20 protein-coding genes and 1 pseudogene are annotated in these 20,086 nt (G+C 61.4%); 8 read left to right on the forward strand and 13 right to left on the reverse strand.

The genetic code is table 11. The features are described 5' to 3' along the window. Positions 1 to 190 precede the first annotated feature (190 nt). The 5 genes from IHQ43_RS01985 (at position 191) to IHQ43_RS02005 (ending at position 7,443) form a co-directional block, all read left to right on the forward strand. A complete protein-coding gene (locus IHQ43_RS01985; protein ID WP_179692948.1) occupies positions 191 to 2,005 on the forward strand; it encodes a glucan biosynthesis protein G in 1,815 nt (604 codons plus the stop codon). After that, positions 1,998 to 4,568 (forward strand): glucans biosynthesis glucosyltransferase MdoH, encoded by a 2,571-nt coding sequence (mdoH, locus tag IHQ43_RS01990; protein ID WP_192563197.1) that lies wholly within the window; start codon positions 1,998 to 2,000, stop codon positions 4,566 to 4,568. The genes IHQ43_RS01985 and mdoH overlap by 8 nt, the downstream gene beginning before the upstream one ends. Positions 4,569 to 4,814: 246 nt before the next feature. Continuing rightward, on the forward strand, positions 4,815 to 5,612 hold the full coding sequence (locus IHQ43_RS01995; RefSeq protein WP_192563198.1) for a transporter substrate-binding domain-containing protein: 798 nt from the start codon (positions 4,815 to 4,817) through the stop codon (positions 5,610 to 5,612). A 144-nt stretch (positions 5,613 to 5,756) separates the two neighbouring features. Further along, a complete protein-coding gene (locus tag IHQ43_RS02000; RefSeq protein WP_007952431.1) occupies positions 5,757 to 6,716 on the forward strand; it encodes an amino acid ABC transporter permease in 960 nt (319 codons plus the stop codon). Next, positions 6,709 to 7,443, forward strand: a complete 735-nt coding sequence (locus IHQ43_RS02005) for an amino acid ABC transporter ATP-binding protein (RefSeq protein ID WP_192563199.1) — start codon at positions 6,709 to 6,711, stop codon at positions 7,441 to 7,443. The genes IHQ43_RS02000 and IHQ43_RS02005 overlap by 8 nt, the downstream gene beginning before the upstream one ends. A gap of 171 nt (positions 7,444 to 7,614) precedes the next feature. Here the strand turns inward: IHQ43_RS02005 and IHQ43_RS29745 are convergent, their stop codons facing one another. From IHQ43_RS29745 to ubiE, 11 genes and pseudogenes are all read right to left on the reverse strand, one after another. Beyond that, complete coding sequence (locus tag IHQ43_RS29745; protein WP_371807397.1) at positions 7,615 to 8,487, reverse strand: methyl-accepting chemotaxis protein; 873 nt, start codon at positions 8,485 to 8,487, stop codon at positions 7,615 to 7,617. Beyond that, positions 8,470 to 9,531 (reverse strand): annotated as a pseudogene (locus IHQ43_RS29750) (methyl-accepting chemotaxis protein); the annotation flags it as partial. The pseudogene IHQ43_RS29750 and the gene IHQ43_RS29745, both read right to left, overlap by 18 nt. 107 nt (positions 9,532 to 9,638) lie before the next feature. Next, positions 9,639 to 10,346 carry a 16S rRNA (uracil(1498)-N(3))-methyltransferase gene (locus IHQ43_RS02015; RefSeq protein ID WP_192563201.1) on the reverse strand — a complete coding sequence of 236 codons (708 nt, stop codon included), beginning with the start codon at positions 10,344 to 10,346 and terminating at the stop codon, positions 9,639 to 9,641. Continuing rightward, positions 10,343 to 11,131: a twin-arginine translocase subunit TatC gene (gene tatC, locus IHQ43_RS02020; protein WP_007952425.1), complete on the reverse strand. Its 789-nt coding sequence runs from the start codon at positions 11,129 to 11,131 to the stop codon at positions 10,343 to 10,345. Before tatC ends, IHQ43_RS02015 begins: the two co-directional genes overlap by 4 nt. Further along, a complete protein-coding gene (gene tatB, locus IHQ43_RS02025; RefSeq protein WP_192563202.1) occupies positions 11,128 to 11,574 on the reverse strand; it encodes a Sec-independent protein translocase protein TatB in 447 nt (148 codons plus the stop codon). Before tatB ends, tatC begins: the two co-directional genes overlap by 4 nt. A gap of 10 nt (positions 11,575 to 11,584) precedes the next feature. Further along, positions 11,585 to 11,863, reverse strand: a complete 279-nt coding sequence (locus tag IHQ43_RS02030) for a twin-arginine translocase TatA/TatE family subunit (RefSeq protein WP_007952423.1) — start codon at positions 11,861 to 11,863, stop codon at positions 11,585 to 11,587. Positions 11,864 to 11,888: 25 nt separating this feature from the next. Then, positions 11,889 to 12,221 (reverse strand): phosphoribosyl-ATP diphosphatase, encoded by a 333-nt coding sequence (locus IHQ43_RS02035; RefSeq protein WP_192563203.1) that lies wholly within the window; start codon positions 12,219 to 12,221, stop codon positions 11,889 to 11,891. Further along, on the reverse strand, positions 12,214 to 12,615 hold the full coding sequence (hisI, locus tag IHQ43_RS02040; RefSeq protein WP_007909357.1) for a phosphoribosyl-AMP cyclohydrolase: 402 nt from the start codon (positions 12,613 to 12,615) through the stop codon (positions 12,214 to 12,216). Before hisI ends, IHQ43_RS02035 begins: the two co-directional genes overlap by 8 nt. Before the next feature lie 80 nt (positions 12,616 to 12,695). After that, positions 12,696 to 14,300 (reverse strand): ubiquinone biosynthesis regulatory protein kinase UbiB, encoded by a 1,605-nt coding sequence (ubiB, locus tag IHQ43_RS02045; protein ID WP_192563204.1) that lies wholly within the window; start codon positions 14,298 to 14,300, stop codon positions 12,696 to 12,698. Continuing rightward, a complete protein-coding gene (locus tag IHQ43_RS02050; RefSeq protein WP_039772453.1) occupies positions 14,297 to 14,920 on the reverse strand; it encodes a ubiquinone biosynthesis accessory factor UbiJ in 624 nt (207 codons plus the stop codon). Before IHQ43_RS02050 ends, ubiB begins: the two co-directional genes overlap by 4 nt. Beyond that, complete coding sequence (ubiE, locus tag IHQ43_RS02055) at positions 14,920 to 15,690, reverse strand: bifunctional demethylmenaquinone methyltransferase/2-methoxy-6-polyprenyl-1,4-benzoquinol methylase UbiE (protein WP_007952418.1); 771 nt, start codon at positions 15,688 to 15,690, stop codon at positions 14,920 to 14,922. Before ubiE ends, IHQ43_RS02050 begins: the two co-directional genes overlap by 1 nt. A 165-nt stretch (positions 15,691 to 15,855) precedes the next feature. Here ubiE and IHQ43_RS02060 point away from each other — a divergent pair, with 165 nt between their 5' ends. From IHQ43_RS02060 to IHQ43_RS02070, 3 genes are all read left to right on the forward strand, one after another. Then, positions 15,856 to 16,131 (forward strand): polyhydroxyalkanoic acid system family protein, encoded by a 276-nt coding sequence (locus tag IHQ43_RS02060; RefSeq protein ID WP_007952417.1) that lies wholly within the window; start codon positions 15,856 to 15,858, stop codon positions 16,129 to 16,131. A gap of 178 nt (positions 16,132 to 16,309) precedes the next feature. Next, on the forward strand, positions 16,310 to 16,732 hold the full coding sequence (locus IHQ43_RS02065) for a phasin family protein (RefSeq protein WP_039772451.1): 423 nt from the start codon (positions 16,310 to 16,312) through the stop codon (positions 16,730 to 16,732). A gap of 10 nt (positions 16,733 to 16,742) precedes the next feature. Continuing rightward, positions 16,743 to 17,597 (forward strand): phasin family protein, encoded by an 855-nt coding sequence (locus tag IHQ43_RS02070; RefSeq protein ID WP_192563205.1) that lies wholly within the window; start codon positions 16,743 to 16,745, stop codon positions 17,595 to 17,597. A gap of 102 nt (positions 17,598 to 17,699) precedes the next feature. Here the strand turns inward: IHQ43_RS02070 and IHQ43_RS02075 are convergent, their stop codons facing one another. Together IHQ43_RS02075 and phaC are read right to left on the reverse strand one after the other, a co-directional pair. Then, positions 17,700 to 18,320: a TetR/AcrR family transcriptional regulator gene (locus tag IHQ43_RS02075; RefSeq protein ID WP_007952414.1), complete on the reverse strand. Its 621-nt coding sequence runs from the start codon at positions 18,318 to 18,320 to the stop codon at positions 17,700 to 17,702. 28 nt (positions 18,321 to 18,348) lie between these two features. Continuing rightward, positions 18,349 to 20,031 (reverse strand): class II poly(R)-hydroxyalkanoic acid synthase, encoded by a 1,683-nt coding sequence (gene phaC / locus IHQ43_RS02080; RefSeq protein ID WP_192563206.1) that lies wholly within the window; start codon positions 20,029 to 20,031, stop codon positions 18,349 to 18,351. Between the last annotated feature and the right edge of the window lie 55 nt (positions 20,032 to 20,086).

The following is a 20,086-nucleotide window of genomic DNA, read 5'->3' on the forward strand; positions in this document are numbered from 1 at the left end:
TTGGTCCATTTTGACTTAGGTAGAGACTTGTCCGGATCCGATTGGGGAATCATTTTGACCCAGCGGAGTCGGAACAATGCTCGCCAACTTGGCAAGGGTGCCCTGAAAGGTCGGTTTTTTTGTACCGAATCCCTCACAGGCACTTCATCTGGCCGTTGGTTTATTGATCTGTTTTCGGCGAGGGTTGCTCGTGATTGTTAGTCCCTGTAATGCAGCAAAATTGTCTGCCAAACGCTTGCGCAGCGCTCTGGTAGCGGGCTCGGCAGTACTCTGCCTGCTCAGCGCCGGTCAGCTTTGGGCATTCAATCTTGACGATGTGTCGGCCAAGGCCAAAGAGTTGGCCGGGCAGAAGTTCGAAGCCCCGCGCAGCAACCTGCCGAACGAATTCCGTGAAATGAAATTCGCGGACTATCAGAAGATTCGTTTCCGCACCGAAAAAGCCGAATGGGCCGACCAGAAGAACCCGTTCAAGCTGTCCTTCTATCACCAGGGCATGCACTTCGATACGCCGGTGAAAATCAACGAAATCACCGCGAACACCGTCGAAGAGATCAAATACGATCCAAGCCGTTTCGATTTCGGCGACCTGCAGTTCGATCCGAAGGCCACCGAACAACTGGGCTACGCCGGTTTCCGTGTGCTGTACCCGATCAACAAGGCTGACAAGCAAGACGAAATCATGACCATGCTGGGCGCGAGCTACTTCCGCGTTGTCGGCAAGGGTCACACCTACGGCCTGTCGGCCCGTGGCCTGGCGATTGATACGGCTTTGCCTTCCGGCGAAGAATTCCCGCGTTTTCGCGAGTTCTGGATTCAGCAGCCGAAGCCGGGTGACAAGCACCTGGTGATCTTCGCCCTGCTGGACTCGCCACGTGCGACCGGCGCCTACCGTCTGATCCTGCGTCCGGGCAGCGACACCATCGTCGACGTCAAGGGCCAGATGTACCTGCGTGACAAGGTCGGCAAGCTCGGCATCGCGCCGCTGACCAGCATGTTCCTGTTCGGCGCCAACCAGCCGTCGAAAGTGCTCAACTACCGTCGTGAGCTGCACGACTCCAGCGGTCTGTCGATCCATGCCGGCAATGGCGAGTGGATCTGGCGTCCGCTGAACAACCCGAAACACCTGGCCGTGAGCAACTTCAGCGTCGAGAACCCGCGTGGTTTCGGTCTGCTGCAACGTGGCCGTGACTTCAGCCACTACGAAGACCTCGATGACCGCTACGACAAGCGCCCAAGCGCCTGGATCGAGCCGAAGGGCGACTGGGGCAAAGGCACCGTCGATCTGGTCGAGATCCCGACCGCCGACGAAACCAACGACAACATCGTTGCGTTCTGGAGCCCGGAAAAACTGCCGGAGCCTGGCCAGCCGCTGGACTTCGCCTACCGCATGCACTGGACCATCGATGAAGCCGCGCTGCACGCGCCGGACAGCGCCTGGGTCAACCAGACCCTGCGTTCCACGGGTGACGTCAAACAATCGAACCTGATCCGTCAGCCGGATGGCAGCGTTGCCTACCTGGTCGACTTCGAAGGCCCGTCCCTGGCGGCCCTGGCCCCGGATGCGGACGTTCGCAGCCAGGTCAGCGTCGGCGACAACGCCGAACTGGTCGAGAACAGCGTGCGCTACAACCCGGAAACCAAGGGCTGGCGCCTGACCCTGCGGATGAAGATCAAGGACGCGAGCAAGTCCACCGAGATGCGCGCTGCCCTGGTGCAGCCAGTGGTCACCGCTGATCTGGCCAAGTCTTCGGTGCCGACGTCCAACTCGTCGGTGGCCAAGGCCGACAAGGTTGCCGCCAAGCAACAAGAGAAAGCCGACAAGGAAGCCAAGGCCGCCGAGGCCAAACAGGCCGACGCCAAGCCGGTTGCAGATGCCAAGGACAAGGCCAACAAAGACGCCAAGCAGCCAGCCGCTGCGGACGCGGCCCCAGCCACACCGGAATCGGCACCGACTGAAGAAGTCCTGACCGAGACCTGGAGCTATCAGTTGCCTGCCGATGAGTAACTCTCAAGTACAGCCAGAGACTCTGTCCGAGTACCTGGCGCATCTGCCGATGACCGACGAGCAGCGCGCGGAACTCGCGGGCTGCCAGTCCTTCAGCGAATTGCATGAACGCCTGTCGTCCAAGACCTTTGACGCACCGACCGAAGCCGCCCAGGCTTCGGTGGGCAAGCGTCTGATCCTGAGCACCGCCGAAGAGCTGCAAGACGCGGAAATGCTGGTGCTCGACGCCAGCGGCCGGGTCAGCATGAAGGCCACGCCGCCGATCCGTCGGACCAAGGTCGTGCCGGAGCCGTGGCGCACCAACATTCTGGTGCGTGGCTGGCGCCGCCTGACCGGCCGGACCAACCCGCCGCAACCGCCGAAAGACGAAAATGTGCTGCCGGCGGCGCGCTGGCGCACGGTCGGTTCGATCCGTCGCTACATTCTGTTGCTGCTGATGCTGGGGCAGACCATCGTCGCCGGCTGGTACATGAAAGGCATCATGCCGTACCAGGGCTGGTCGTTCGTCGATCTGGAAGAAGTCCTGCATCAACCGCTGCTGCAAACCGCCACGCAAGTGCTGCCGTATGCGCTGCAGACCAGCATCCTGATCATGTTCGGGATTCTGTTCTGCTGGGTGTCGGCCGGTTTCTGGACCGCGCTGATGGGCTTCCTTGAATTGCTCACCGGCCACGATAAATACCGGATCTCCGGTAAAAGTGCCGGCAACGAGCCGATTCCGAAGGACGCGCGCACCGCACTGGTGATGCCGATCTGCAACGAAGATGTGCCTCGGGTGTTCGCCGGTCTGCGCGCGACCTTCGAGTCGGTCGCCGCTACCGGTGACCTGGACCGTTTCGACTTCTTCGTCCTCAGCGACAGTAACGACACCGACATCTGCGTTGCCGAGCAGCAGGCCTGGCTGGACGTCTGCCGCGAAGCCAAGGGCTTCGGCAAGATCTTCTATCGCCGCCGTCGCCGTCGCGTCAAACGCAAGAGCGGCAACCTCGACGACTTCTGCCGTCGCTGGGGCGGTGACTACAAGTACATGGTCGTGCTCGACGCCGACTCGGTGATGAGCGGCGAGTGCCTGACCAGTCTGGTGCGCCTGATGGAGGCCACTCCGGACGCCGGCATCATCCAGACCGCGCCGCGCGCTTCGGGCATGGACACGCTGTATGCACGCATGCAGCAGTTCGCCACCCGTGTGTACGGTCCGCTGTTCACGGCCGGCCTGCACTTCTGGCAGCTGGGTGAATCCCACTACTGGGGTCACAACGCGATCATCCGCATGAAACCGTTCATCGACCACTGCGCCCTGGCGCCGTTGCCGGGCAAGGGTGCGTTCTCCGGTGCGATCCTCTCTCACGACTTCGTTGAAGCCGCGCTGATGCGCCGTGCCGGCTGGGGCGTGTGGATTGCCTACGATCTGCCGGGCAGCTATGAAGAACTGCCACCGAACCTGCTCGACGAACTCAAGCGTGACCGTCGCTGGTGCCACGGCAACCTGATGAACTTCCGCCTGTTCCTGGTAAAGGGCATGCACCCGGTGCACCGCGCGGTGTTCCTGACCGGCGTGATGTCTTATCTGTCGGCGCCGTTGTGGTTCTTCTTCCTGGTGCTGTCCACCGCGCTGCTGGCGGTGAACACGCTGATGGAGCCGCAGTACTTTCTCGAACCGCGTCAGCTCTATCCGCTGTGGCCGCAATGGCACCCGGACAAGGCGATCGCGCTGTTCTCGACGACTATCGTGCTGCTGTTCCTGCCGAAGCTGTTGAGCATCATCCTGATCTGGGCCAAAGGCGCGAAAGAGTTCGGCGGCAAGTTCAAGGTGACCCTGTCGATGCTGCTGGAGATGCTGTTCTCCATGCTGCTGGCGCCGGTGCGGATGATTTTCCACACCCGTTTCGTTCTGGCCGCGTTCCTCGGCTGGGCCGCGACCTGGAACTCGCCGCAGCGTGACGACGACTCGACGCCATGGAGCGAAGCGGTCAAGCGCCACGGTCCGCAGACCTTGCTGGGCTTCTTCTGGGCGCTGCTGGTGATCTGGCTGAACCCGAGCTTCCTGTGGTGGCTGGTGCCGATCGTCGGTTCGCTGATGCTGTCGATTCCGGTGTCGGTGATTTCCAGCCGCGTCGGTCTGGGCCTCAAATCCCGTGACGAGAGCCTGTTCCTCATCCCCGAGGAATACAATCCGCCACAGGCGCTGCTGGCCACCGATCAGTACACCCACGAAAACCGCTGGCATGCACTGAACGACGGCTTCGTCCGCGCCGTGGTCGATCCACAGCAGAACGCCCTGGCGTGCTCGCTGGCGACCTCGCGTCACGGTGAGGCCGAGCCGATCGAATGGCTGCGCCAGGAACGTGTGCGTCACGCGATCAAGGTCGGCCCGGCCGGGCTGAACAACCATGATCGTCTGCAACTGCTGAGCGACCCGGTGGCCCTGGCCCGTCTGCACGAGCAGGTATGGGCCGAAGGCCACGCCGAGTGGCTGGACGCATGGCGGGCTTCGGTGAAAGCTGATCCCCATGCGCCGCTGCTGCCGCTCAAGCCTGTGAGCTTGCAGGCGCAACCGGCCTGATGAAGAACCCCGCGAAAGCGGGGTTTTTTTTGCCTGCCGATTACCGACGCGGATCACTCGTTCCCATGCTCTGCGTGGGAATGCAGCCCGGGACGCTCTGCGTCCCATCCGGCACCAACCGATCAAAAAACCTTGTGCAAACGGACGAGTGCGTTAGCATCCGTCCCCGAATTGGCGCACCCGGACAATCTTGTCCATTTCTGTCGGTTTTAGCGCCGCAAACGCAATGGTTTTGGGGACTTGAAGATGAAGAAGTATCTGTCGATGCTGCTGGTCGGCGTCACGGCACTGGTTGCAGTCAATGCGGCGCAGGCCGGCGCGATCGATGACGCGGTCAAGCGCGGTTCGTTGAAAGTCGGCATGGATCCGACCTACATGCCGTTCGAGATGACCAACAAGCGCGGCGAAATCATCGGTTTCGAAGTCGACATCCTCAAAGCCATGACCAAGGCCATGGGCGTCAAGCTGGAGCTGGTCTCCACCGGCTACGACGGGATCATCCCGGCGCTGATGACCGACAAGTTCGACATGATCGGCAGCGGTATGACCCTGACCCAGGAACGCAACCTGCGCCTGAACTTCAGCGAACCGTTCATTGTGGTCGGCCAGACCCTGCTGATCCGCAAGGAGCTGGAAGGCACCATCAAGACCTATAAGGACCTGAACACCGCCGACTACCGCATCACCTCCAAGCTCGGCACCACCGGCGAGATGGTCGCCAAGAAGCTGATCTCCAAGGCCAAGTACCACGGCTACGACAACGAGCAGGAAGCCGTGCTCGACGTGGTCAACGGCAAGGCTGACGCCTTCATCTACGACGCGCCATACAACGTCGTTGCAGTGAACAAGGTCGGCGCCGGCAAACTGGTGTTCCTCGACAAGCCGTTCACCTACGAGCCGCTGGCCTTCGGTCTGAAGAAGGGTGACTACGACAGCATCAACTTCATCAACAACTTCCTGCACCAGATCCACGAAGACGGCACCTACGATCGCATCCATGACAAGTGGTTCAAGAGCACCGAGTGGCTCAAGGACATGGAATAACTCGGTCATATAGACCGAGTCGCCCCATTCGCGAGCAAGCTCGCTCCCACAGTGACCGGTGTGTCTGACCCGGTCCCTTGTGGGAGCGAGCTTGCTCGCGAAGAGGCCTTCCTGGCGACACAGAATTCGGAACCTGCAAATCCAATGAAACAGAAAAAAGCCCAATGGCCCTGGCACGTCCTGACCGTGCTGGTGCTGGTCGGCCTGGCTGGCGCGCTGTATTACGCCACGTCGCTGATGTCCTACGAATGGCGCTGGAACCGTGTGCCGCAGTATTTCGCCTACCAGGCCGAGGAAACTCAGCGCGCGACCGACATTTCCACCGTCAGCGAACTGGTGCGCAAGGGCGGCAGCGCGCAGGTCACCCTGCGCAACGATGCCGGTGACGAGCAACACCTGACCGTCGACGAAAACAGCCTGCAATTCGCTCAGGGCGACGATGTGGCCGAAGGCGACGTCGTGGGCGTGACCCGGCATTGGGCGGCGGGTCCGCTGCTGTGGGGCCTGTGGACCACGCTTTGGCTGTCGGTGGTGTCCGGCGTGCTGGGTCTGCTGATCGGTCTGGCCACCGGACTGTGCCGGCTGTCGAGCAACCCGACCCTGCGCGACCTGTCGACGATCTATGTCGAACTGGTGCGCGGCACGCCGCTGCTGGTGCAGATCTTCATTTTCTATTTCTTCATCGGCACGGTGATGAACCTGTCCCGGGAGTTCGCCGGGATCGCCGCGCTGTCGCTGTTCACCGGTGCCTACGTGGCGGAAATCATCCGTTCCGGTGTGCAGTCGATTGCCCGTGGCCAGAACGAAGCGGCGCGCTCGCTGGGTCTGAGTGCCGGCCAGTCGATGCGCCATGTGGTGCTGCCGCAAGCGTTCAAACGCGTGCTGCCACCGCTGGCCGGGCAGTTCATCAGTCTGGTCAAAGACACTTCGCTGGTGTCGGTGATCGCTATCACTGAGCTGCTGAAAAGCGGTCGTGAAGTCATCACCACGTCGTTCTCGCCGTTCGAGATCCTGTTCTGCGTCGCCGGCCTGTACCTGTTGATCAACCTGCCGCTGTCGAAAATCGCCAGCCGGCTTGAGCGGAGGCTCGCGCAAAGTGATTGAAGTCCGCGATCTGGTAAAAGTCTTCGACACCCGTGGGCAAGTGGTGCGCGCGGTGGATAACGTCAGCACGTCCGTCGCCAAGGGTGAAGTGCTGGTGGTGATCGGCCCGTCCGGTTCCGGCAAGTCGACCTTCCTGCGTTGCCTCAATGGTCTGGAAGAATTCGATTCCGGCTCGGTGAGCATCGACGGCCTGCAACTGGCCGACCCGAAAACCGACGTCAACGCCTACCGCCGCGAAGTCGGCATGGTATTCCAGCATTTCAATCTGTTCCCGCACATGACCGTGCTGGAAAACCTGTGCCTGGCGCAGAAAGTCGTGCGCAAGCGCGGCCAGAAGGAAAGCGAGGCCAAGGCCCTGGCGCTGCTGGAGAAGGTCGGCATCGCCCAGAAGGCCCGCGAATTCCCGTCGCGCCTGTCCGGTGGTCAGCAGCAGCGCGTGGCGATTGCCCGGGCGCTGGCGATGGACCCCAAGGTCATGCTGTTCGACGAGCCGACCTCGGCCCTCGACCCGGAAATGGTCGGTGAAGTGCTGGACGTGATGAAGAACCTGGCCGTGGAAGGCATGACCATGGTTTGCGTTACCCACGAAATGGGTTTTGCCCGTGAAGTGGCGGATCGGGTGCTGTTCTTCGATCACGGCAAACTGCTGGAAGACGCCTCGCCGGCGGATTTCTTCGATGCACCGAAGGATCCGCGAGCCCAGGCGTTCCTGCGGCAAGTCCTCTAACTGCGGCGTCCTCCCGGACGCCATCGCTGGCAAGCCAGCTCCCACAGTTAATGGGGTTGAACACAAACTTCGTGGTCGACTACAAACCCTGTGGGAGCTGCGGTGCGACGATTCGACTTGCCAGCGATAGCATCACCTCGGTCCACAGCGAACCGAGGTCTGCGCATCACCTCAAACCTTGAACCGGCCCACCAGCGTTTGCAGGTGAGTGCCCAACCGCGCCAGCTCGACGCTGGAGGCCGCCGTCTCTTCACTGGCCGCCGAGGTCTGGTCTGACACATCCCGCACGTTCAGCACGCTGCGGTTGATCTCTTCGGCCACGGCGCTCTGCTGCTCGGCCGCTGCTGCGATCTGCTGGTTCATCGCCTGAATTGCCGAGACGGTGCGGGTGATGCTTTCCAGCGAACCGCCGGCACGACGGGTCAGCTCGACGCTGCTGTCAGTCAGGGTGCGGCTGTTGTCCATGATCGTCGCCACTTGCTGGGTGCCGTTTTGCAGGCCGACGATCAGCTCTTCGATCTCTTCCGTGGACTTCTGGGTGCGCTGGGCCAGGCTGCGGACTTCGTCGGCGACCACCGCGAAACCACGTCCGGCTTCACCGGCTCGGGCGGCCTCGATGGCGGCGTTGAGAGCCAGCAGGTTGGTTTGCTGGGCCACGGACTTGATCACGTCGAGCACGCTGCCGATCTTGTCGCTTTCGCGCTTGAGCTCGCCCATGGCCTCGGTGGAGTGGCCAACTTCGGCGGCCAGACGTTCGATCTGGGCAATGGCCTCGCCAACCACCTTGTCGCCTTCACGGGCCTGCTGGTCAGCTGCGACGGCCGCTTCCGAAGCCTCCTCGGCGTTGCGCGCGACTTCCTGCACGGTGGCGGCCATTTCGTTCATGGCGGTGGCGACCTGATCGGTCTCGACTTTCTGGTTGTTGACCCCGGCGCTGGTCTGCTCGGTCACGGCGGACAGTTCTTCGGCGGCGCTGGCGATCTGGGTCACGCCGTCGCTGATCCCGCCGATCAATTCACGCAGGCCCTGGGTCATGCTCTGCATCGAGCGTTGCAGTTGACCGAGCTCGTCGCGGCGCAGGGATACGAGGTTGTGGGTCAGGTCACCGGCGGCCACACGCTCGGCGACCTTCAGAGTCTGTTCCAGCGGGATGATGATCTGGCGGGTGATTGCCCAGGCCGCGAGCAGGCCGAAAGCGACGGCCAGCAGGGTGGCGATCAGCAGCATGTTTTTGGCGTGCGCGGCGTCGGTGTCGCGGACGATGGTCTGGGATTCGGTGAGTTTCTTGCTGACGTCGAGCAGGATGTCGCCCTGGGCCGACATGCGAGCCTGCGCCTTGGCGTTGTTCACCTGAGAGTCACGGAACTGGCTGACGGCGGCGCGGTAAGCCTTGAGCGATTCGGTGGCCTGTTGCAGGTTGGCGATGTGTTGCTCGGGCAGTTTGCTCGGCAGGCTTTCCAGATTGCTCAGGGCGGCGGCGATGGCGTCCAGCGCCGGTTGTTCGGCGTCGGCCTTGCCGCTGTAGGTGTAGCCGCGCACCTGATAGCGCGCCTGCTGCAGCAGTTTGCTCAGTTCGATCACGCTGTTGAATTGCGCGACGCTGTCGCCTTGCAGCAGGGATTTCTCCACTTCGCTGACCTTGGCCACGGCGTTGTCGGCGCTGGCGCCGAGTTTGCTGCGGGCGTCTTCACGCTGCACGGTGGCCTGGGTCATGTCGCCAAAGGCGCGTTTGTACTCGGCGACTGCCGCCAGTTGCTGATCGATCATGGCCACGTCGGACGGTTGCTCGATCATGCCGCGGGCGCTTTGCAGGCCGCTGTCGAGTTTGCCGAGCAGGTCGTTGACCGCGCCGGGGCCTTGTTCGCCTCGGCGGGCTTCATAGTCCAGGCGCGCCAGGCGCAGGTCTTTGGTCAGCTCGTTGAGGCTGGAGATGAACCCGAGCTTGTCGCCCCGGCTGATGATGCCGCTCATGCCGGTCCAGCCGGTAAAGGTGATCAACAGCGTCAGCAGCAGCACCAGGCCGAAACCGATTCCCAGCTTGCGTTTGACGCTGACGTTTCCAAGATTCTCGGCTAACCAACGGTACATGCGACAACTCCCCTCGGACCACTAATTGGACTTATGGAGAGTGTATCGGCCGAATGATGGCAATCTGTAACGCGATTTGTCTGGCTAATTGCTCGGAACAGCAGTGCTCAGAACAGTCGGGCGAGCAGCGCGGTGACGGCGGTTTCGACCCGCAGAATACGCTCGCCCAGCTGCACCGGTTGCAACCCGGCCTTGGCCAGCAGGTCGATTTCGTAGGGAATCCAGCCACCCTCGGGGCCGATGGCCAGGGTCACCGGTTCGCTGAGGGCGCGGGGGCAGGGCGGGAAGTTGCCCGGATGGCCGACCAGACCGAGGGTGCCGTCGGTGATGGCCGGCAGGCGGTCTTCGACGAACGGCTTGAAGCGCTTCTCGATGATGATCTCCGGCAGCACCGTATCCCGGGCCTGTTCGAGGCCGAGGATCAGATTCTCGCGAATCGCTTCCGGCTCAAGAAACGGCGTCTGCCAGAAACTCTTCTCGACGCGATAGCTGTTGACCAGAATCACCTTCGACACGCCCATGGTCGCCACGGTCTGGAACACCCGGCGCAGCATCTTCGGACGTGGCAGGGCGAGCACCAGGGTCAGCGGCAGTTTGGCCGGCGGAGGCTGATCAAGGGTGACTCGCAGTTCAGCTTCGCCTGCTTCCAGACGAAGTAACTCGGCCGAGCCCATCAAGCCGTTGATGCGCCCGACCCGCAGGCTGTCGCCGACTTCCGAGCGGTGGACTTCCTGCATATGGGTCAGGCGCCGATCACGCAGCACGACGCGGTCGGCCGCAATGAAGTCGGCTTCTTCGAGCAGCAGCAGGTTCATGGCTGAGTCGCTGGCGGCTGGTCGTTGTGATCGTCGGCGGTTTCTTCCGGGCGCTCGCGCTTGCTGACCAGACTGCCGAACAGGATGCCGACTTCGAACAACATCCACATCGGCACGGCCAGCAGGGTCTGGGAGAAGATGTCCGGCGGGGTCAGGATCATGCCGACCACGAAGCAGCCGATGATCACGTACGGACGGATCTTCTTCAGGTATTTGACGTCGACCACGCCGATCCACACCAGCAGCACCACGGCCACCGGGATTTCGAACGCCACGCCGAAGGCGAAGAACAGCGTCATGACGAAATCGAGATAACTGGTGATGTCGGTCATCATTTCCACGCCGGCCGGGGTGGCCGAGGCGAAGAACTTGAAGATCAGCGGGAACACGAAGAAGTAGGCGAACGCCATGCCGGTGTAGAACAGCAGGATGCTGGAGATCAGCAACGGTACTGCGACGCGCTTTTCATGTTTGTACAGGCCTGGCGCGATGAAGCCCCAGATCTGATGCAGGATCACCGGAATCGCCAGGAACAGCGAGACCATCATTGTCAGCTTCAGCGGCGTCAGGAACGGCGACGACACGTCGGTGGCGATCATCGTCGCGCCGGCCGGCAGGTATTCACGCAGCGGCGTCGAGACGAAGGTGTAGATCTGCTGGGTGAAGGCAAACAACCCGGCGAAGATGATGAAGATCGCCGCGACGCAACGCAGCAGGCGGGTGCGCAACTCGGTGAGGTGCGAAACCAGCGGCATGTGCTGGTCGTTTTCGGGGAGATCGCTCATGGGGCTCGCGGCGGCAGTGTTGGGTCGTGAGGCGCTGGTGTAGTCGGCGCGGCGGTGGGAGCTACGTGTTCGACCGAGTTTTCTGCAACAGCAGGCGCAGAGCCGGTCGGCGCTACAACTGGTGCAGCTGGCGTCGTGGCGGCAGGCGCATGAATCGTCTGCTCACCCACGTGCTCGACCGGCGTCGGCTCCTGCTGAACCGGCGTGAAAATCTTCCGCGCCTCCTGTTCCAGCGACAGGATGTGCTCGTTGTGCAGTTGCCGACGGATTTCGTCGGCACCGATTTCACGCTCAACTTCCTGTTTGATCGCGTTGAAGCTGCGCTTCAGCCGTCCGACCCACAGGCCGGCGGTGCGCGCAGCACCCGGCAGACGCTCGGGGCCCAGCACCAGCAGGGCAACGAGGCCGACGAGCAGCAGTTCAGAGAAGCTGATACCAAACATTAGTCAGTGCTCACACGTCTTTGCGGATCGGCTCTTCGACTTTCTGCGCCTGCACGTCGATGGTGTGCGGCGGGTTGGCCTGAGCGGTGGCTTGCGGCTGTACCGGTGGCACCGGCTGTGCAGGCGTGACGGTCGGATCGGCCGGTTTTTCGTCGTCGTTCATGGCTTTACGGAAGCCCTTGATCGACTCGCCAACATCGGTGCCGAGGTTTTTCAGTTTCTTGGTACCGAACACCAGTACCACGACCACCAGGATGACGATCCAGTGTTTCCAGTCAAAAATGCCCATGTTGCTGTTCCTCTCTTGAAGTTGTTCAGGCGGACGGACGTGAGGCTTTCTCGACGTGTCCGGACAGGCCGAAACGGCGATCCAGTTCATCCAGCACTGCCTGTGGATGCTGCCCCAGTTGGGCGAGCATGACCATACTGTGGAACCACAGGTCGGCGGTCTCGTAGATCACGTCACTGCAGTCGCCACTGACGGCGGCGTCCTTGGCGGCAATAATCGTTTCGACCGACTCTTCGCCGACTTTCTCCAGAATCTTGTTCAGACCCTTGTGATACAGGCTGGCGACATACGAGCTGTCGGCGGGTGCGCCCTTGCGCTCTTCCAGCACCTGAGCGAGGCGGGTCAGGGTGTCACTCATGTTTGTGTCCTGCGGAGTAAATAGCGTGCGGGTCTTTCAGGACCGGGTCGACCGTTTTCCAGTCGCCGTTTTCGAAGACGCGGTAGAAGCAGCTTTGACGGCCGGTATGGCAAGCGATGTCGCCGATCTGTTCGACCATCAGGATGATGACGTCGGCGTCGCAGTCCAGACGCATTTCATGCAGCGTCTGTACGTGGCCGGACTCTTCGCCCTTGCGCCACAGCTTGCCACGGGAACGTGACCAATAGATGGCACGGTTTTCCGCCGCGGTCAGCTCCAGGGCTTCGCGGTTCATCCAGGCCATCATCAATACGCGTCCGGTCTTGTGATCCTGGGCAATCGCCGGCACCAGGCCATCGGCGTCCCACTTGATCTCGTCCAGCCAGTTTTTCATCTTCGACTCCGACAGCGAACCCACACTTCAATAGTCGGGTTCAGGCGTTGAAACAGTGTGCCAGCCGATCACGGAACTGGCTATCGGCGAACGACCAGATACAAGCCGACTGCCACCATGATCCCGGCGGGCCAATGCCCCAGTTCGTGCAACGGGCCCCCGGCGGCGAGGATCGTACCGCCCGCCAGGTGGGCGCAGCCGAGCAGGCGCAGGAACCAGTCGTCCTTGCGTTTTTTCCACGGCGGCGGCGGGTCGTTGGCGTGGGGCTGGGACATGCGTTCGAGCAGATCGCGAGCCATGTTGGCCAGGTGCGGCAGTTGTTCGAACTGGCTCTGGACGTTGCCGAGCAAGGCTTTCGGGCTGACGCGCTCACGCATCCAGCGTTCGAGGAACGGCTGCGCGGTGTTCCACAGATCGAGGTCCGGGTACAGCTGACGACCCAGGCCTTCGATGTTCAGCAGGGTCTTTTGCAGCAATACGAGTTGCGGCTGCACTTCCATGTTGAAGCGGCGCGCGGTCTGGAACAGGCGCATCAGCACCTGGCCAAATGAAATATCTTTTAATGGTTTTTCAAAGATCGGTTCGCACACAGTACGGATCGCCGCTTCGAATTCATTGAGCTTGGTTTCCGCCGGTACCCAGCCCGAATCGATATGCAATTGCGCCACGCGGCGGTAGTCGCGCTTGAAGAAGGCGAACAGGTTGCGCGCCAGGTAATCCTGGTCTTCCGGGGTCAGGCTGCCGACGATGCCGCAGTCGATCGCGATGTACTGCGGGCTCCACGGGTTGACGGTGCTGACGAAGATGTTGCCCGGGTGCATGTCGGCGTGGAAGAAACTGTCGCGGAATACCTGGGTGAAGAAGATCTCCACGCCACGTTCGGCAAGCATCTTCATGTCGGTGCGCTGGTCGGCGAGGGTTGCCAGGTCCGTCACCTGAATCCCGTAGATGCGCTCCATCACCAGCACTTTCGGCCGGCACCAGTCCCAATAGACTTGCGGCACGTAGAGCAGCGGCGAGCCTTCGAAGTTGCGTTTCAACTGGCTGGCGTTGGCCGCCTCGCGCAACAGGTCGAGTTCGTCGTAGATGGTTTTTTCGTAGTCGCTGACCACGTCCACCGGGTGCAGCAGACGGGCGTCGGCGGAGACCTTCTCGGCGGCGCGGGCGAGGATGAACAGCCACGCCAGATCCTGGGCGATGATCGGTTTGAGGCCGGGGCGGATCACCTTCACCACGACTTCTTCGCCGGTCTTCAGTTGCGCGGCGTGTACCTGCGCCACCGAGGCCGAGGCCAGCGGTTCGACGTCGAAACGGCTGAACACTTCGCTGATCTTCTTGCCCAGTTGCTCTTCGATCAGTTTGACCGACAACTGCGAATCGAACGGCGGCACGCGGTCCTGCAACAGCATCAGCTCATCGGCGATGTCTTCCGGCAGCAGGTCGCGGCGGGTCGAAAGGATCTGCCCGAACTTGATGAAGATCGGCCCCAGGTCCTGCAAGGCCAGGCGCAGGCGTGCGCCGCGGCTCAGGTCCAGCGGCTTGCGCGGGAACCAGCGCCACGGCAGAACGTAGCGCAGCGCCAGCAGGAACCACGGCAAAGGCAGATCGAACAGCAGATCATCGAGGCGGTAGCGGATCACGACGCGCTGGATGCGCAACAGACGGCGGACGGCGAGCAGCTTCATGCGTTATCGCTTGGGTCGAGGGATCGGGAAAGGCGCTCGAAGCGCGCCTCGAGACGTTCCAGATCGAGTTTGATCCGGTCCAGTTCGCTGAAACGGGCTTCGGCTTCGCGTTGCCCGACGAGGGTGCGCGATTCTTCGGCCAGGTATTCGGCGAGGTTCTGGTTGAGGCTGGCAAATCCTTGTTGATACCAGCGGGCGCGGCTGCGCAGGTGACCACCGACCAGTTGCGTGGCGACCGGGCCGAGCCAGCGCGAGAGTTCGTACTCCCAGTCCAGCTCGAGGTCCTGCAGCACGCCCGCCAGCTCCAGCAGCACGCCGCTGTCGCCGTCGAGTTCGACTTCCGGTGCGTGCAGCACCGCGGTCTTGTCCTTGCTCAGGGCCAGTTTCACCAGGCTCGAGGCCGGGGCGCGCAGGGTGCAGTCGACGCCGGTTTCCCAACGGGACGCCAGCATCAGGCCTTCGTCGCTCGGCAGGATGAACAGTTGCAGCGCCGGGCTGCGGCAATCCACGGCAATCACTTTGCCGGTCAGGTGCGCCAGTCGCGGCAGCGCCGTGCTGTCGAGACGCAGCACGCGGTTCAGGCCGAGTTCGACGCTGGCGAGCAGCCCGGTCAGCAGCATCAGGGTTTGATGCCGCGGTGCAGGGCGACAATGCCTGCGGTCATGTTGTGATAGGTCACGCGGTCGAAACCGGCGTCGACCATCATCGACTTCAGGGTTTCCTGATTCGGGTGCATGCGGATCGATTCGGCCAGGTAGCGATAGCTTTCCGAGTCGTTGGTGATCAGCTTGCCCATCAGCGGCATGAAGGCGAACGAGTAGGCGTCGTAGGCTTTGGACATCAGCGCGTTGGTCGGCTTGGAGAATTCCAGCACCAGCAGGCGGCCGCCCGGCTTGAGTACGCGCAGCATCGAGCGCAGGGCGTCTTCCTTGTGCGTCACGTTGCGCAGGCCGAAGGCGATCGTCACGCAGTCGAAATGGTTGTCCGGGAACGGCAGTTTTTCAGCGTCGGCCTGGACGAACTCGACATTGCCGGACACGCCGACATCCAGCAGGCGGTCACGACCGACCTTGAGCATGGATTCGTTGATGTCGGCCAGCACCACCTGACCGGTCGGGCCGACCAGGTGCGAGAATTTTTTGGTGAGGTCGCCGGTGCCGCCGGCGATGTCCAGCACGCGGTTGCCGGCGCGCACGCCCGACAGTTCGATTGCGAAGCGCTTCCACAGACGGTGCATGCCGCCCGACAGAAGGTCGTTCATCAGGTCGTACTTGGCGGCCACGGAGTGGAACACCTCAGCGACTTTTTCCGCTTTCTGGCTTTCCGGAACGTTTTTGAAGCCGAAGTGAGTGGTGGGTTCGGCATCGCTGCCTTTGCGCTGATCAGTCATATCGCTGTCACCAAAAGAGAATGCGCGACATTCTAATCCCCAAGCCATGCTTTGTCTTGGAATGGCTAAAGGTAAGATGGGCAACCTTCGGGACGATTTGCCGCAGTGGCGGTCAAGATTCGTTGCAGGCATTCATAGCCCCATTCAAAAAGCAGGAGTCATTCAATGGCCCATATCAGTGTTGAGCGTGCCCACAGCCTGGGCAAGGAAGCGGCCCGCGAGAAAGCCGACAAACTGGCGCAGAAACTCTCCGATCAATATGGCCTGGAGCCGCAGTGGTCGGGCGATGTCCTGAACCTCAAGCGTTCGGGCGTGAAGGGCGCGGTGCATGTGGCCGAGGATTCGATCCGGGTGGACGTGGAACTGGGCCTGATGATGTCGGCCATGAGCGGCATGATCAAAGCCGAGATCGAAAAGGCGCTCGACAAAGCCTTGGTCTGATTTCTGCCTGAAATGAAATCCCCCTGTGGGAGCAAGCTCGCTCCCACATTTGTTTTGTGGTGCACCTGCCTTTTATGTCAGTTGTTAGGGTGCCGTTTCTAATTTTTCTCCCTACTTTGTGCCTGAGCCCGACACTCGTCAGGGCAGTTCCTCAAACCTTCTGCGCGTGAGGTGCACCATGGCCAAAGTTATTTTGAAGAAAAAAATCGACGCCTCGACTTCTGCCCTGAGCGACGTCAAATCCTATGCCCGCAAGATCTGGCTGGCAGGCCTGGGTGCCTACACCAAGGTCGGTCAGGAGGGCAGCGAGTACTTTCAGGAGTTGATCAAGGCTGGTCAAACCGTTGAAAAGAAAGGCAAAAAAGCCGTCACCGAAAAACTCGAAGCGGCCAACGCCGAGATCGATGAAGCCAAGAGCGAAGTCAGCTCTTTCAAAGGCCGGGTCGAAGTCCAACTGGACAAGGTCGAGAAGGCGTTCGACACACGTGTCGCCAGTGCCTTGAATCGTATCGGCATTCCGTCTAAACATGACGTTGAGACACTCTCTGCTAAGCTCGATGAGCTGACGGCATTGCTCGAACGCGTCGCGCGTAAATCTTAAGGAGAACGGGATGGCTGGTAAAAAGAACACCGATAAAGAAGGCAGCTCGTGGATCGGAAAAGTCGAAGACTATTCCCGCAAGATCTGGCTGGCTGGTTTAGGCGTGTACTCGAAGATCGACACTGACGGCAGCAAGCTCTTCGATACATTGGTCAAAGACGGCGAGAAAGCCGAGAAGCTCACCAAGGCTGCAGTCGGCAAGAAAGTCGATGCTGCCAAGGATTCTGCAAGCTCGGCAAAATCGCGCATCAGCGGCGTGAAAGATCGCGCGCTGGGCACCTGGGATCAGCTGGAAGGGGCTTTCGACAAGCGTCTGAACAGTGCGATTTCGCGCCTTGGCGTACCGAGCCGCAACGAGGTGAAGGATCTGCACAAAAAGGTCGATACCCTGACCAAGCAGATCGAGAAACTCACCGGTCTGAAAGCTCAGCCTGTCGCGGCCAAAACCGCAGCAGCCAAGCCGGCGGCCAAAACCGCTGCCAAGCCACTGGCTAAAGCCGCCGCCAAACCGGCCGCAAAACCAGCAGCCAAAACCGCTGCCGCCAAGCCTGCAGCGAAAGCCGCGGCCAAACCGGTTGCCGCCAAGCCAGCTGCAAAACCAGCCGCCAAACCTGCGGCCAAGCCAGCAGCGAAAACCGCTGCCGCCAAACCCGCTGCCAAGACCGCCGCCAAACCGGCTGCGGCGAAAAAACCGGCAGTGAAAAAACCGGCCGCGCCGAAAGCTGCTGCACCGAAACCAGCTGCGCCAAAACCGGTGACCACGCCGCAAGCACTGGCAAGCACGTCGAACTCCGCCTCGGCTCCAACCCCGGCGCCTGCTCCGACTGCTGCATCGACTCCGTCGACGCCAACCAGTCAGTCCTGATTTTTCAGGGCTCAAGAAAACGCCCGGCCTGTGTAGGTCGGGCGTTTTTGTTTGGGCGATTTAAAACTTCCCCCTCTCCCCAAGGAAGAGGGGGCTTTGGGGTTACTCGTGATCTTCGAGATACTGCAAAGCCATCCTCTCCGTCGCCACCTTCACCGGCGGCAACAGGTGCGGCGCCACCAGCATCATGATCTGGTACACCACCAGCCGCACTTCCCCTTCGCGATCAAGAATCCGCTGATAGTCCAGCGAGAACAGCAGCGTCATGGTGATCTGCTCCACCAGTTGCCCCAGCGCCTGAGTGTCGCTGACCAGTTGCCCAGACGCCTTCAACCGTGCGAGCAATGACGCCAGCGTGCGCTTGAGCACGTTGAGGAACTGGCGAATGCCCTTGGCCAGTTTCGGCAGGCGTCCGGCCAGGTTCGACAGGTCCTGGAACAGAAAGCGGTACTGCGCCAGCCGTTCGACGATCAGGTGCAGGAACAGCCAGTAATCCTCCGGCGCCAGTTCGACATCGGCGGGCGGGTCGAGCAGCGGGGCGAGGTCGTTCTGGAAGCGCTCGAACAGTCCGAGAATCAGCGGTTCCTTGCCGTGGAAGTGGTAGTAGAGGTTGCCGGGGCTGATCCCCATTTCATTGGCAACCTCCATGGTGGAGACGTTCGGCTCGCCCTTTTCATTGAACAACTGCAGGGCACATTCGAGGATCCGTTCGCTTGTTTTCATCCAGTCTTCTTAAAAGGGCTTGAGTCAGTCAGCGCACACGCACATAGGTGCCGGGTGCCGCTTCCATCGGTGGATAATTGGCGTTGCCGAGGGTCATCCGGGTTTCGTGCAGGGTGCCGGAGCGCTGTTGCACCCACTCCAGCCACTGCGGCCACCAGCTGCCATCGACTTTTTTGGCGTCGTAGTACCAGGCGCGCGGATCACCGCTGAGCTTTCCGTTCTCGACATAGTTGGCTTTCGGGTTGCCCGGCGGGTTGAGGATGCTCTGCACGTGGCCGCTGTTGGACAGCACGAAGCGCCGCTCGCCGCCCAGCAACAGGGTCGAGCGATACACCGCGTCCCACGGCGTGATGTGGTCGTTCATCCCGGCCACGCTGAAACTGTCGACCGTGACCTTTTGCAGGTCGATCGGCGTGCCGCACACTTCCAGGCCACCTGGATGGGTCAACGGGTTGTGCTTGAAGAAGTCCAGAATGTCGCCATGAAACGCGGCGGGCAGGCGGGTGCTGTCGTTGTTCCAGTAGAGGATGTCGAACGCCGGCGGCTCCTTGCCCAGCAGGTAGTTATTGACGAAATAACTCCAGATCAGATCGTTGGGGCGCATCCAGGCGAACACCTTGGCCATGTCGCGACCGTCCAGCACGCCCTTCTGATAGGAGCGCCGCTTGGCCGCTTCGAGCGTTTGCTCATCGGCAAACAGGGTGGCCGGGGTGTTCATCTCACTGTCGAGCAGGCTCACCAGATAGGTGGCGCTGGAGACCCGACGCAACTGCCGCTTGGCCTGCAGATGCCCTTGCAGCGCCGCGATGGTCAGCCCGCCGGCGCAGGCGCCCATCAGGTTGACCTCGCGGGCGCCGGTGATCGCCCGGCAGATGTTCATCGCTTCTTCCACGGCTTCGACGTAGGTCGACAGGCCCCATTCGCGATGCCGCACATCCGGGTTGCGCCAGCTGATCATGAAGGTCTGCAAACCGTTCTTCAGCGCAAACTGGACGAAGCTGTTACTCGGGCTGAGGTCGAAAATGTAGTACTTGTTGATTTGCGGCGGCACCACCAGCAGCGGTTTCGAATACTGCTTTTCGCTCATTGGTCTGTACTGGATCAGCTCTAGCATTTCATTGCGAAACACCACCGAGCCGGTGGTGGTGGCGACGGTCTTGCCGACTTCGAAAGCCTGTTTGGTCACCTGCCGTGGCAGGCCGTCGTTGTGTAATAGATCATCGAACAGATGGCTCAGTCCGCGCACCAGGCTGTGGCCGCCGGAATTGAACAGTTCCTTGACCGCCAGCGGATTGAGCAATGTGTTGGAGGGCGCCACGGCGTCGTTGAGCAGGGTGAAGGCGAAGTGCGCGCGGGCGCGGTCGTCGTCGCTCATGTTGCTTTCGTCGATCCAGCTCTTGACCTGTTTCTGCCAGGCCAGATAGGCCTGGAGGCTGCGCCGATAGAAAGGGTTGAGGCTCCACGCCGGATCGGCGAAGCGGCTGTCCTGAGGATTGGTCGGGTGCAGGGTTTCGCCGAGCAGCACGCGTCCGAGCGCGCCCCCCAGCTTCAAGGCGTGTTTTGCACTGTGGATCGGATTGCGCAAGCCGTGGGCAGCCACGCTGCGCAAGGTCGAGATCAGGTCCCGGCCGCGCAGACCGGTCATGGCACTCTGTGCATTGATGAACACGGCGGGGCTGGGCACGACGCCCGTCGCTGGTTTGTCACGCATGACTCAACACTCCTTCGTCTTCAGGCCAAAAACAAACTCACCGAACCAGAACACC

The organism is Pseudomonas gozinkensis (assembly GCF_014863585.1).
In the GTDB taxonomy this organism is placed as follows: Bacteria; Pseudomonadota; Gammaproteobacteria; order Pseudomonadales; family Pseudomonadaceae; genus Aquipseudomonas; species Aquipseudomonas gozinkensis.

Coding starts and splice junctions, on each gene's coding strand:
- IHQ43_RS29745 (WP_371807397.1), bottom strand. CDS start 8,487: ATGCAGAGCATGACCCAGGGCCTGCGTGAATTGATCGGCGGGATCAGC.
- mdoH (WP_192563197.1), top strand. CDS start 1,998: ATGAGTAACTCTCAAGTACAGCCAGAGACTCTGTCCGAGTACCTGGCG.
- IHQ43_RS02050 (WP_039772453.1), bottom strand. CDS start 14,920: ATGCTGCTGACCGGGCTGCTCGCCAGCGTCGAACTCGGCCTGAACCGC.
- IHQ43_RS02075 (WP_007952414.1), bottom strand. CDS start 18,320: ATGAAAACAAGCGAACGGATCCTCGAATGTGCCCTGCAGTTGTTCAAT.
- IHQ43_RS02015 (WP_192563201.1), bottom strand. CDS start 10,346: ATGAACCTGCTGCTGCTCGAAGAAGCCGACTTCATTGCGGCCGACCGC.
- tatC (WP_007952425.1), bottom strand. CDS start 11,131: ATGAGCGATCTCCCCGAAAACGACCAGCACATGCCGCTGGTTTCGCAC.
- IHQ43_RS02065 (WP_039772451.1), top strand. CDS start 16,310: ATGGCCAAAGTTATTTTGAAGAAAAAAATCGACGCCTCGACTTCTGCC.
- IHQ43_RS02035 (WP_192563203.1), bottom strand. CDS start 12,221: ATGAGTGACACCCTGACCCGCCTCGCTCAGGTGCTGGAAGAGCGCAAG.
- ubiB (WP_192563204.1), bottom strand. CDS start 14,300: ATGAAGCTGCTCGCCGTCCGCCGTCTGTTGCGCATCCAGCGCGTCGTG.
- ubiE (WP_007952418.1), bottom strand. CDS start 15,690: ATGACTGATCAGCGCAAAGGCAGCGATGCCGAACCCACCACTCACTTC.
- IHQ43_RS01995 (WP_192563198.1), top strand. CDS start 4,815: ATGAAGAAGTATCTGTCGATGCTGCTGGTCGGCGTCACGGCACTGGTT.
- tatB (WP_192563202.1), bottom strand. CDS start 11,574: ATGTTTGGTATCAGCTTCTCTGAACTGCTGCTCGTCGGCCTCGTTGCC.
- IHQ43_RS02060 (WP_007952417.1), top strand. CDS start 15,856: ATGGCCCATATCAGTGTTGAGCGTGCCCACAGCCTGGGCAAGGAAGCG.
- phaC (WP_192563206.1), bottom strand. CDS start 20,031: ATGCGTGACAAACCAGCGACGGGCGTCGTGCCCAGCCCCGCCGTGTTC.
- IHQ43_RS02000 (WP_007952431.1), top strand. CDS start 5,757: ATGAAACAGAAAAAAGCCCAATGGCCCTGGCACGTCCTGACCGTGCTG.
- IHQ43_RS02070 (WP_192563205.1), top strand. CDS start 16,743: ATGGCTGGTAAAAAGAACACCGATAAAGAAGGCAGCTCGTGGATCGGA.
- hisI (WP_007909357.1), bottom strand. CDS start 12,615: ATGAAAAACTGGCTGGACGAGATCAAGTGGGACGCCGATGGCCTGGTG.
- IHQ43_RS02030 (WP_007952423.1), bottom strand. CDS start 11,863: ATGGGCATTTTTGACTGGAAACACTGGATCGTCATCCTGGTGGTCGTG.